Source organism: Paracoccus sp. (in: a-proteobacteria) (assembly GCF_047973135.1).
Classification (GTDB): domain Bacteria; phylum Pseudomonadota; class Alphaproteobacteria; order Rhodobacterales; family Rhodobacteraceae; genus Paracoccus.
This window is the reverse complement of sequence record NZ_JBKEBL010000086.1, coordinates 1-11207: the sequence shown is the minus strand read 5'-3', so window position 1 is coordinate 11207 and position 11207 is coordinate 1. Positions and strand designations below refer to the sequence as shown.

At 63.5% G+C, this 11207-nt stretch carries 10 protein-coding genes; 5 read left to right on the top strand and 5 right to left on the bottom strand.

Features of this window, described 5'->3' with window-relative positions:
• Positions 1–850 precede the first annotated feature (850 nt).
• From ACK5L9_RS07045 to ACK5L9_RS07035, 3 genes are read left to right on the top strand one after another with little or no spacing between them, the layout of a single operon-like run.
• Entirely contained in the window at positions 851–1942 is a 1092-nt protein-coding gene (locus ACK5L9_RS07045; RefSeq protein WP_416910759.1) for a DUF475 domain-containing protein, read from the top strand.
• A complete protein-coding gene (locus ACK5L9_RS07040) occupies positions 1939–2850 on the top strand; it encodes a 2-dehydro-3-deoxygalactonokinase (RefSeq protein WP_416910758.1) in 912 nt (303 codons plus the stop codon). The genes ACK5L9_RS07045 and ACK5L9_RS07040 overlap by 4 nt, the downstream gene beginning before the upstream one ends.
• Complete coding sequence (locus tag ACK5L9_RS07035; RefSeq protein WP_416910757.1) at positions 2847–3479, top strand: 2-dehydro-3-deoxy-6-phosphogalactonate aldolase; 633 nt, start codon at positions 2847–2849, stop codon at positions 3477–3479. The genes ACK5L9_RS07040 and ACK5L9_RS07035 overlap by 4 nt, the downstream gene beginning before the upstream one ends.
• Here the strand turns inward: ACK5L9_RS07035 and ACK5L9_RS07030 are convergent.
• The 5 genes from ACK5L9_RS07030 to cyoA are packed head-to-tail and all read right to left on the bottom strand — an operon-like array spanning position 3455 to position 8420.
• On the bottom strand, positions 3455–4189 hold the full coding sequence (locus tag ACK5L9_RS07030) for an SURF1 family protein (RefSeq protein ID WP_416910756.1): 735 nt from the start codon (positions 4187–4189) through the stop codon (positions 3455–3457). The two genes, ACK5L9_RS07035 and ACK5L9_RS07030, sit on opposite strands and share 25 nt — an antisense overlap.
• The gene (cyoD, locus tag ACK5L9_RS07025) at positions 4186–4581 is read right to left on the bottom strand and encodes a cytochrome o ubiquinol oxidase subunit IV (protein WP_416910755.1); all 396 of its coding nucleotides are present in this window, start codon (positions 4579–4581) and stop codon (positions 4186–4188) included. The genes ACK5L9_RS07030 and cyoD overlap by 4 nt, the downstream gene beginning before the upstream one ends.
• Positions 4581–5192: a cytochrome o ubiquinol oxidase subunit III gene (gene cyoC / locus ACK5L9_RS07020; protein ID WP_416910754.1), complete on the bottom strand. Its 612-nt coding sequence runs from the start codon at positions 5190–5192 to the stop codon at positions 4581–4583. The genes cyoD and cyoC overlap by 1 nt, the downstream gene beginning before the upstream one ends.
• Before the next feature lie 3 nt (positions 5193–5195).
• On the bottom strand, positions 5196–7199 hold the full coding sequence (cyoB, locus tag ACK5L9_RS07015; RefSeq protein ID WP_416910753.1) for a cytochrome o ubiquinol oxidase subunit I: 2004 nt from the start codon (positions 7197–7199) through the stop codon (positions 5196–5198).
• A gap of 21 nt (positions 7200–7220) precedes the next feature.
• On the bottom strand, positions 7221–8420 hold the full coding sequence (cyoA, locus tag ACK5L9_RS07010) for a ubiquinol oxidase subunit II (protein ID WP_416910752.1): 1200 nt from the start codon (positions 8418–8420) through the stop codon (positions 7221–7223).
• 297 nt (positions 8421–8717) lie between these two features.
• On the opposite strand from cyoA, the gene ACK5L9_RS07005 reads away from it, so the two are divergent.
• Together ACK5L9_RS07005 and purU are read left to right on the top strand one after the other, a co-directional pair.
• The gene (locus ACK5L9_RS07005) at positions 8718–10019 is read left to right on the top strand and encodes an MFS transporter (protein WP_416910751.1); all 1302 of its coding nucleotides are present in this window, start codon (positions 8718–8720) and stop codon (positions 10017–10019) included.
• A 394-nt stretch (positions 10020–10413) separates the two neighbouring features.
• A partial coding sequence (gene purU, locus ACK5L9_RS07000; protein WP_416910750.1) for a formyltetrahydrofolate deformylase occupies positions 10414–11207 on the top strand: 794 nt, incomplete at its 3' end.

Below are 11207 nucleotides of genomic sequence, written 5' to 3'. Positions count from 1 at the left end.
TGGGGTGGGGGCGGTGTGGGCTGGGGTGTGTTGATTGTTTTTTTGGTGTGTTGTTTTTATTTGGTTTTTTTTGGGTGTCGCTTTTTTTTTTGGTGGTGGTTTTTTTGTTTTTTTTTTGTTGTTTTTTTGTGTTGGTGTTTGGTTGTTAGTGTTTTGTGGTGGTGTTTCTTTGGGTGGGTTTGGGTGTGGGGGGGGGGGGGGGGGGGCCCCGCCCCCCCCCCCCCCCCCCCCCACCGCGGGACGCAAATCATCCGGCGCTGCCGCCAGGACAAGGATCGGGGGCAAGGAAAAACCTGCCCGCAAGGAAACGGTTTCGCAGCCCGTCACGGCAATCAGTGTCGTCGCCAACAGCCTCAAAAAAGGGGGGCGGGCCGGGCAAAGCCCGACCCGCGCGCTGCCGCCCGGCCGGGCGCGCGCTTCGCGCGCTGACGGTCTGCGGATGGCCGGGAAAGGAAGAAAATGACCATGAGGCGGGCGCAACCCGGTGGCATCGCCAGCCAACTGCCCCGCGCGCACCAGGGGCAAGGGCAACAGCAACCAGCCGCCGCAGGCATATGCCGGGGGTCCGGGGGGCGCACAGCCCCCCCGGCCATCGCGGGACGCAATTCATCCGGCCGGGACGTCGCGCAAATGGCCGGGGCAGGGCGAGGCTTCTGCCGGTCCACGCGGCACACTCATCCCGCAGACCCGACATTTGGCAAGTTCCACCTTGCGCGTCAGCGGCATGCTGCTAGACAGGGCGGGTCCGTCACGAACGGACACAGTTCGGTGACCGGGCCCCTCTGGCGAATGCGGCGGCGCTTCGTGATGTCGGCACCGCAACGCGTCAAAGCCGCCGAGATCAGTTCAGATGCAGCACAGGACACATCATTCCGGCGCAGGCGCGACAGCACGCGGATTTCTGCACTATTTCCGTTGGGCCTTCATCGTGACGGCCATCGGGCTTGCCCTTGGGGCGGCACTTGGCTGGCAAACCTCCGGCACATTTGGCGGCATGCTGACCGTCTTTGTGATTTGCGGGGTGCTGGCGGTTCTGGAAATCTCGCTTTCCTTCGACAATGCCATCGTCAACGCGAACAAGCTGAAATCCATGAGCCCGGTCTGGCAGCACCGCTTTCTGACCTGGGGGATCGTGATCGCCGTCTTTGGGATGCGGGTGATCTTTCCGCTGCTGATCGTGGTGATCGCGGCAAAGATCGGGCCGTGGCAGGCTCTGGTCCTGGCCGCCGCGCATCCCGAGGAATATGCCCGCATCATGCGCGAGGCGCATCTGCCCATCGCGGCCTTTGGCGGCACCTTCCTGATGATGGTCGGGCTCAGCTTTTTCTTCGATCATGAAAAGGACGTGCACTGGGTCCGCTGGCTGGAACGCAAGATGGCTGATTACGCCACTGTCCGCGGGGTCGAGGTGGCGGTCGTCCTGCTGCTGGTGCTGGGCTTTGCGCGATTGCAGCATGGCGCAGAGCGGCAGGTCTTTTTCACCGCCGCGATCTGGGGCCTGCTGACCTTTCTGCTGGTCGAGGTGCTGGGGGGGCTGCTGGACAAATCCTCGCAGCGCAGCAGGCGCGGCGCGGCGCAGGGCGGGCTGGGGGCCTTTCTGTATCTTGAGGTGCTGGACGCCTCGTTCAGCTTTGACGGGGTGATCGGCGCCTTTGCGCTGACCCAGCATCTGTTCGTTATCGCCATCGGCCTCGGGATCGGGGCGATGTATGTGCGGTCGATGACGATCATGCTGGTCGATAAGGGCACGCTGTCCCATTATCGCTATCTGGAACATGGTGCCTTTTATGCGATCACCGCCCTGTCGGTGATCATGTATGCGCAATCGCTGTTCCATATCCCCGAAGTCGTGACCGGGCTGGGCGGCGCGGCACTGATCGGGCTGTCGCTGTGGTCCTCGATCCGGTCGAACCGGGCCGACAGCGCGAAGGACAAGACGTGAGCGCGGATTTCGTCGCCGTCGATTGGGGTACCAGCAGCTTTCGGCTGTGGGTAATGGGGCGTGATGGCACGGTGGCGGCGGAAAGCCGCAGCGCCGAGGGGATGCAGCATTGCGCCGAAGCGGGTTTTGCCCCGGTGCTGGATGCGCATCTGGCGCGGACGAAGGGGCAGGGCCTGCCGGTGCTGATCTGCGGCATGGCAGGCGCGCGGCAGGGCTGGTTCGAGGCCCCCTATGCCGATCTGCCCGCTCCGGTCTCGGCGCTTGCGGGGCAGGCGGTGCGGCTGCCGGAAACCCTGACGGGCGGGCGCGACATCCGCATCCTGCCCGGTCTTGCGCAGCGCGATCCGGCCCGGCCCGATGTGATGCGCGGCGAGGAAACGCAGCTTCTGGGCCTTGCGGCAGGCAGCGGGGCCGAGGGGCTGGTCTGCATGCCCGGCACGCATTGCAAATGGGCGCATCTGGCGGGCGGCGCGGTGGTCGATTTCCAAAGCTTCCTGACGGGCGAGCTGTTCGATCTGTTGTCGCGCCACAGCATCCTGCGCCACGCCATGCCCGAGGGCGGGCGCATCCTCCCCGACGCCCCCGGCTTTCTGGCGGCGGTCGATGAGGCGCTGGACGATCCCGGCGCGGTCATGGGCCAGCTTTTCCCGCTGCGCGCGGGCAATCTGTTGGGTTTTCGCGACGCGCAGGCGTGTTTTGCACGGCTGTCGGGCCTGCTGATCGGGGCCGAGACCGGGCGGCAGGTCGCGTCTGGCACGGATGTCATTCTGGTCGGGCAGGCGGGGCTGGGGCCGCTTTATGGGGCGGCACTGGCGCGGGCGGGCGTGACGATTCACGCCGCTGACGCCGAACAGGCGACGCGGCAGGGCCTTGTGGCCGCCGCTGGCGAGATCTGGGGATGGGTATGAGCCGGGTTGAATGGCCGGGCCTGAAACGCGGACTGATCGCGATCCTGCGCGGAATTACCCCCACCGATGCCGCCGCCATTTCCGACGTGCTGATCGACGAGGGGTTCGAGGCGCTGGAGGTTCCGCTGAACTCGCCCGATCCGGTCGAATCCATCCGCATCATGGCCGCGCGGCACGGCAGCCACGCGCTGATTGGAGGCGGTACGATGTTAAGCGTGGCGCATGTCGATCAGGTCGCCGATGCGGGCGGACGGCTGATGGTCAGCCCGAACATGCGCCCCGATGTGATCCGCCACGCCGCCAGCCGGGGCATGGTGACAATGCCCGGCGTCCTGACCCCGACCGAGGCATTCGACGCGCTTGAGGCCGGGGCCTCGGGGTTGAAGTTCTTTCCCGTCACGCTGATGGGCCCTGGCGGCATCGCCGCGCTGATGGCGGTACTGCCTGCGGGCACGGTGGTCGGCGCGGTGGGCGGTGTCGGGCCGGACAACATGGGCGATTACATGCGCGCGGGCGTCACGACCTTCGGCATGGGCACCAGCGTCTATCGCCCCGGAGACAGCGCCGATACGGTGCGCGACAAGGCCCGCGCGCTGGTTTCGGCCTATGACCTGGCCCCCGGCGTGTAACGCCGCCGCCATTCCCGGCCCAGCAGGACGGTGCAGGCCACGGCCAGCCCGGCGGCCATCGCGAACCAAGTCAGCGCATAGCCAAGATGGGGATTGCGGAACCGGATGACGGTCAGCCCTCCGACGGGCAGCACGCCCGGATCGCCTGCGCCGGCATCTATGAAATAGGGGGCCACCGGGCCAACCCCCCGCGCATCCGCCATGGCCTGCGTATCGCGCGAATACCAACGGCCCAGGGCGGGATCGTTGGCGCGCAAAAAGGCTCCGTCCGGCTGCGACATGCGCAACAGCCCGCTGATCTGCGCTTGCCGGGGCTGGCCGCGATCCGTGGGCGCGCTGCGATCCTGCGGCACGAAACCGCGATTGACCCAGACCGTCCAGCCCGCATCCACCCGCAGCGGCGTCATCACCCAATACCCCCCACCCAGATCGGTGACAGCCCTGACCAGAGTATCGGCAGCGGGATCGAACGTGCCGCTGACCGTGACGCGCCGGTATTCGTCGCGGCCCGTGGTCAGCACGGCCCAGTCAGGCGGGGCAGGGGCCGGAACCGGGGCGGCGGCAAGCTGCGCCCCGACCCGCGCGATCAGACCGGTTTTCCAGTGCAGCCGCTGCACCTGCCATATCCCCAACGATACCAGCCCCGCGACCATCGCCAGAGCCAGCAGGGTGACGATCAGCAGCCCCGCGCGATGGCGGGGCCGGGTCACTGGCCGACCGGTTGCTGAAGCTGCAATTCGTGATCCATCTGCGGCATCATGTTCTGGTTCAGGTGGAACATCACCCAAAGCGAGCCGGAAATCATGATCGCGACGACAATGATGGTGAAGATGGTGGACATCATCGTCCAGCCCTCTTCGGCGCTGCCGGTCAGATGCAGGAAATACACCGCGTGGACCAGCACCTGCACCAGCGCGCAGGCTACCACTACGGCAATGGTGGTGCCGCGACTTTCGAAACCGCCGCTCATGACGACGGCGAAGGGGATCACTGTCAGGATGACCGACAGCACAAAGCCGTTCATATAGGACCGAAAGCTGCCATGCGCGTGGCCGTCATCGTGATCGTGGTCATGGACAGGATATTCGGAACGCGCGGTCATCAGACATTCCCCAGCAGATAGACAATGGTAAAGACGCCGATCCAGACGACATCCAGAAAGTGCCAGAACAGGCTGAGGCATGTCAGCCGCCGGCGGTTGGCCGGGATCAGCCCCTTCTGGCGCACCTGCACCATCAGCGTCACCAGCCAGATCGAGCCAAAGGTGACATGCAGCCCGTGCGTGCCCACCAGCGAAAAGAAGGCGGACAGAAAGGCCGAACGCCAAGGCCCTGCGCCCTCGTGGATCAGGTGGCTGAATTCGTACAGCTCGATCGACAGGAAGCACAGGCCAAAGAACAGCGTCACGCCCAACCAGCGCAGCGTGCCCTGCTGGTTGCCTTTCGCCATCTCAAGCATGGCAAAGCCATAGGTGATCGACGAAAACAGCAGCATCGCCGTGTTCAGCGCGACCAGAGGCAGCTCGAACACGTCCCTGGGGCCGGGGCCCGCGGCATAGCTGCCATGCAGCACACCATAGGCGGCAAAGAGGACCGCGAACATCAGGCAGTCGCTCATCAGATAGACCCAGAAGCCGATGCCCGTGGAACCGCCCTCGTCGTGGTGATGGGGCGCGGTTTCCCAATAATGGTTGGCGTTGGTCACGTCGGTCATGGTTCAGGCCCCCTGCGCCAGAAGTCTGCTGCGCTCGTCCTCGGTCTGCCGGACCTCGTCGGCGGGGATGTTGTAATCGCGGTTGTAATCGAATGTGTGCCAGATCGCAAAGCCGACCGTTGCGACAAAGGACAGGAAGGCCAGCCACCAGATATACCAGATCAGCGCCATGCCGCAGACCGTCGCCAGCCCGGCAAGGATCACACCCGAGCCGGTATTTCTGGGCATGTGGATCGGGATATAGGGCGCGACGATCCGGGCCTGACCGGCGGCCTTCATGTCTGTAAAGGCGTCGATATCGTGAACCACAGGGGTGAAGGGAAAGTTATAGGGCGCAGGCGGCGAGGGTGTCGCCCATTCCAGCGTCCGCCCGTTCCACGGATCGCCGGTCACATCGCGCAGCCGGGCCCGGTCGCGGATCGAGACGCCATATTGCACGAACATCGCCAGAATGCCGCAGGCGATGATCGCCGCGCCGATACCGGCGATGATGAACCAGATTTGCAGATCCGGATCGTCGAACATCCGCGTCCGCCGCGTCACGCCCATCAGGCCCAGCACATAAAGCGGCGTGAAGGCCACCCAGAAGCCGACGACCCAGCACCAGAACGAGACCTTGCCCCAGAACGGGTCCAGCCGGAACCCAAAGGCTTTGGGCCACCAATAATTGAAGGCCGCAAAGCATCCGAAAACCACGCCGCCGATGATCACATTGTGGAAATGCGCCACCAGGAACAGCGAATTGTGCAACACGAAATCGGCGGGCGGAATGGCCAGCAGCACGCCGGTCAGCCCTCCGATCACGAAGGTCAGCATGAAGGCGATGGTCCACATCATCGGCAACTCGAACCGGATACGGCCGCGATACATGGTGAACAGCCAGTTGAACATCTTGGCGCCCGTCGGAATCGAGATGATCATCGTCGTGATTCCGAAGAACGAGTTCACCGACGCACCCGAACCCATGGTGAAGAAATGGTGCAGCCAGACCAGATAGGACAGGATGGTGATGCAGACCGTCGCATAGACCATCGAGGTATAGCCGAACAGCCGCTTGCCCGAAAAGGTCGCGGTGATTTCCGAGAACGCGCCAAAGATCGGCAGCACCAGGATATAGACCTCGGGATGACCCCAGACCCAGATGAGGTTGATATACATCATCGGGTTGCCGCCAAGGTCGTTGGTGAAGAAATTCATCCCCAGATAACGATCCAGCGTCAGCAGAACCAGCGTCATCGTCAGAATCGGAAAGGTGGCGATGATCAGGATGTTGGTGCACAGCGCCGTCCAGGTAAAGACCGGCATCCGCATCATCGTCATGCCGGGGCAGCGCATCTTGAGGATCGTGACCAGCAGGTTGATCCCCGACAGCGTCGTACCCACCCCGGCGATCTGAAGGCCCCAGATATAGTAATCGACCCCGACATAGGGGCTGTAACTCAGTTCCGACAGCGGCGGAAAGGCCAGCCAGCCGGTCTGCGCGTATTCGCCCACGAACAACGAGGCCATGGTGATGATGACCCCGCCCACCGTCATCCAGAACGAAAAATTGTTCAGGAACGGAAAGGCCACGTCGCGCGCGCCGATCTGCAACGGCACGACAAAGTTCATCAGCCCGGTGATGAACGGCATGGCCACGAAAAAGATCATGATCACGCCGTGGGCGGTAAAGATCTGGTCATAGTGATGCGCAACCAGATAGCCCTCGGATCCGTTGAAGGCCATAGCCTGTTGCAGCCGCATCATGATCGCATCGGCAAAGCCGCGCACGAACATGATCAGGCCCAGAATGATATACATGATGCCGATCTTCTTGTGATCGACCGAGGTGAACCACTCGTGCCACAAATAGCCCCAAAGCTTGTGCCGGGTGATCAGATACAGGATCGCCGCGCCGATCAGAACGACGACGGCAAAGGTACCCCAGACAATCGGCTCTTTCGGGATCGCATCCCAGGTCAGGCGGCCGAACAGGAAGGTGGTTTCAACATTCGCGGGTGAGGCCATGTCCGTATGTCCGTGCTGGATTTACTGGTCGGCAGATGCCTGACGGCGGGATTCCTGCGCGGCAAGGCCGGTAAGCCGTTCGAACAGGCCGGTAGGGACGGGCAGCGCGTGGCCGGTCATCGGGGTCTGATCCGTGCGCCGCTGCGCCCTGGACGCGCCGCCGGTGCGGGCGAACATCAGCGCCGCCTCTTCCGGGGTGCAGATGCTTGTGACCATGAAGGGCGCGCGGCCCAGAACCGGCGTGACCGGCACGATGGCGGCATTCCGTTCATGGGTCAGATGCTGGATATTGACCGCGCCCTCAAGGCCCATGCCACCCCTTGCATCAATGGCCATCATCTCGGCCGCGCACATCTTGTCCTCGGGGACGCACAGGTTCACGACACGGTCGAACAGTTCCGGATCGACATGCCCCCAGGTGCGAGGTTCCTCGTTTTCGCTTGGCGCCGCAAGCTGCATATAGGCGTCGCGGGTCAGATCGCCTCCACCGGCGCGGGCGCGGGCGATCCAGTCCTCGAATGCGGCCTCGTCGGTGGCATGGGTCAGGAAATGCATCCCCGCGAAACCGGCACCCGAATAATGCGAGGACAAGCCCTTGTAGACGCCTTCGCGGTTCAGCACCCCGTGCAGCCGCGTCTCCATCCCCGGCATTGTATAGATCATGCCCGCCATCGCCGGGATATAAAAGGCGTTCATCACCGACTGGGATGTCAGGTCGAACGCGATCTCGCGATTGGCAGGGACCGCCAGCTCGTTCAGCGTGGCGACGCCATAGTCGGGGTAAATGAACAGCCATTTCCAGTCCAGAGACACCACCTGAACGCGAATCGGCTGCGTATCGGCGGGCAGCGGCTGTTGTGCGGAAAGCTGGTCCAGCGGGCGATAGGGATCCAGCTTGTGCGTGCCCACCCAGGTCATCGCGCCAATACAGATGATGATCAGCAGCGGAATGGCCCAGATGCCCAGTTCGAACTTGGTGGAATGGTCCCAGTCCGGGTGATACTCGGCCTCTGTGTTCGAGGCGCGATAGGTCCAGGCGAACCAGATGGTCATGATCATCACCGGGATGATGACCAGCAGCATCAGCCATGTCGCATCGACCAGCAGGTCGCGCTGTCGGGCTGCAATATCGCCGGAAGGCTCAAGCACGACTGCTTTGCAGGCCGTCAGGCCAACCACCGTCAGCCCCGCCCCAAAGGCACGGATAAGACCAGGTTTCATTGCATCAATCCCGAATTGTGCCGGGTTCAGAGTGCTGAACGCAGCGCCCGGTAACAAGTTCCACCGAACTGCGTGTTCCGTTAGCTTGCCTCATCGGAACCGGCAAGACAAGAGAACTTGAACACCCCCCGGTCGGTCAATATTGCGCGAGGCCGGACCAGAGGATAGCATGTCAGGGACGGAACCCGGCATCCGCCCGCGACGTTCGTGGGTTGCTGGTCCGGTCAGGCCAGCATTCTTGAACGATACGGTCGCGCAGCGGATGAACACGACCGCACCATATGGGAGCCGCGAAAGATGAGCGACGCAACCGTCACCCCGCCCGCCCGACATGAAGGACACGCGATTTCACCCTCGGATACCGCAGTCGGGGTCATCATCGGCCGGACATCCGAGTTTTTTGACTTCTTCGTCTTTGCCATTGCCTGCGTCATCGTCTTTCCGCAGCGCTATTTCCCCTTTGAAACGCCGCTGAGGGGGACGCTGTGGGCCTTTGTCATCTTTGCGCTGGCCTTCATCGCACGGCCCGTCGGCACCGCGATCTTCACCAGGATCGACCGCGCCCATGGCAAGGGAACCAAACTGACCCTCGCGCTGTTTCTTCTGGGCAGTTGCACCGTCGCGATGGGGCTGGTGCCATCGTACGAAAACATCGGCGCGGCCTCGATCTGGATTCTGTGCCTCTTGCGGATCGGGCAGGGGCTGGCACTTGGAGGGGCATGGGATGGCCTGCCCTCGCTGCTGAACATGACCGCGCCACGCGACAAGCGCGGGCTTTACGCCATGGTGCCGCAGCTTGGCGCGCCGCTGGGGCTGATCGTGGCCAGCCTGTTGTTCGCCTTTCTGGTATCCAGCATGTCCGAGGCGGATTTCCTCGAATGGGGCTGGCGCTATCCGTTCTTCGTGGCCTTCGCGATCAATGTGGTGGCACTGTTCGCGCGGCTGCGCATCGTCGTGTCGCCCGACTACAAGCAAATGTTCCAGGCCCGCCACCTTGAGCCCATTCCCCTGAAACAGGCCATCGCCGAGGATGGCCGCACGATTCTGGCGGGGACATTCGTGCCACTGGCCAGCGCCGCGATGTTCCATATGGTTACGGTGTTTCCGCTGTCATGGGTCTATCTGTTCACTGGCGAACGGGTCGCGACCTTCCTGCTGATCGAGGCGCTTGCGGCGGCCTTCGGTTTTGGCGCAATCATCCTGTCAGGCTTTCTTGCGGATATGATCGGGCATCGCAAGCTGCTGCTGCGGGGCGCGGTGGGGATCGCCATCTTCGCCGTGATCGCGCCGATGATGCTGTCACGCAGCGGAGTGGGCGAGGCCATCTACATGATCGTCGGGTTCTCGCTGCTGGGCATCAGCTTCGGCCAGTCCTCGGGCGCGGTCGCCTCGATGTTCGAGGCCAGCCACCGCTATACCGGATCGTCGCTGGTCTCGGACCTGTCATGGCTGTTCGGCGCGGGCTTTGCGCCCTTGTCGGCCCTTGGCCTGTCCGCCTGGCTGGGCCTTGGCGCGGCGGGTCTTTACCTGCTGTCCGGCGCGATCTGCACCATCCTCGCCCTTTGGTTCGCGACACGGCTGGAATTCGGCAAGTCCTGATCGTCGCTTCGGGACAAGCCCACCCCGCCGCGCGGGAACGGCCAGCTTTCGCCAGGGCGGAAAGGAGGCGCGGGCCGGGCAAAGCCCGGCCCGGACGCTGCCGCCCGGCCGGACGCGCGCTTCGCGCGCGGTCAGCCTGCGGATGGCGGAACTGGGGCGCGAAAAGCAGGGGGTCCGGGGGGTGCAACTCCCCCGGCTATCGCGGGACGCAAATCATCCGGCGGCGCCGTCACACATGTTTCCCCGAAAACTCGGGGCGGCAACGCATGGCCTCGTCAGACCTTTCCCGCACCACGGCCGGACGGGCATTGCGGGCCGGGGCCGTGCAACCGACGCTGGACAAGCGCCGCGGTTACGGGTTTCTTCACCCCAAAAGCAGTAGAGGAAGCCCGCGATGCGCACCTATGTCCTGACCGTGCAATGCGAATCCCGCCGGGGGATCGTGGCGGCGATCTCGGGTTGTCTGGCCGAATATGGCTGCAACATCACCGATGCGGCGCAGTTCGACGACGACCTGACCGGCAGATTCTTCACCCGTATTTCGTTCCGCCCGGAATCGGGGGCGACACGCGGGGAACTGGAACAGGGTATTGCCGCGATTTCCGGGCCGCTTGGGCTTGACTGGACAATCCACGATTCCACGCAGCCGATGAAGGTGCTGCTGATGGTGTCGAATTTCGGCCATTGCCTGAACGACTTGCTGTATCGCTGGCGGATCGGCGCGCTGCCCATCGACATCGTCGGCGTGGTCTCGAACCACATGACCTATCAAAAGCTGGTGGTGAACAACGACATCCCCTTTCATCACATCCGGGTCGCGAAAGAGAACAAGCAGCAGGCCGAGGCCCGCCTGCTGGAGGTGGTCGAGGAAACCGGTGCCGAGCTGATCGTACTGGCGCGCTATATGCAGATCCTCTCGGATGCGCTGTGCCGGAAAATGTCGGGGCGGATCATCAATATCCACCACTCGTTCCTGCCCAGCTTCAAAGGCGCCAACCCCTACAAGCAGGCCTACGAGCGCGGCGTGAAACTGATCGGCGCGACCAGCCATTATGTCACCGCCGATCTGGACGAGGGTCCGATCATCGAACAGGACACGATCCGCGTGACCCATGCCCAGTCACCCGAGGATTACGTCAGCCTCGGTCGCGACGTCGAGGCCCAGGTGCTGGCCCGCGCCATCCATGC

Bases quoted from the DNA above. Each gene is read 5' to 3' on its own strand.
- cyoC (WP_416910754.1), bottom strand. From the start codon at position 5,192: ATGACCGACGTGACCAACGCCAACCATTATTGGGAAACCGCGCCCCAT.
- cyoA (WP_416910752.1), bottom strand. From the start codon at position 8,420: ATGAAACCTGGTCTTATCCGTGCCTTTGGGGCGGGGCTGACGGTGGTT.
- ACK5L9_RS07035 (WP_416910757.1), top strand. From the start codon at position 2,847: ATGAGCCGGGTTGAATGGCCGGGCCTGAAACGCGGACTGATCGCGATC.
- ACK5L9_RS07005 (WP_416910751.1), top strand. From the start codon at position 8,718: ATGAGCGACGCAACCGTCACCCCGCCCGCCCGACATGAAGGACACGCG.
- cyoD (WP_416910755.1), bottom strand. From the start codon at position 4,581: ATGACCGCGCGTTCCGAATATCCTGTCCATGACCACGATCACGATGAC.
- ACK5L9_RS07045 (WP_416910759.1), top strand. From the start codon at position 851: ATGCAGCACAGGACACATCATTCCGGCGCAGGCGCGACAGCACGCGGA.
- cyoB (WP_416910753.1), bottom strand. From the start codon at position 7,199: ATGGCCTCACCCGCGAATGTTGAAACCACCTTCCTGTTCGGCCGCCTG.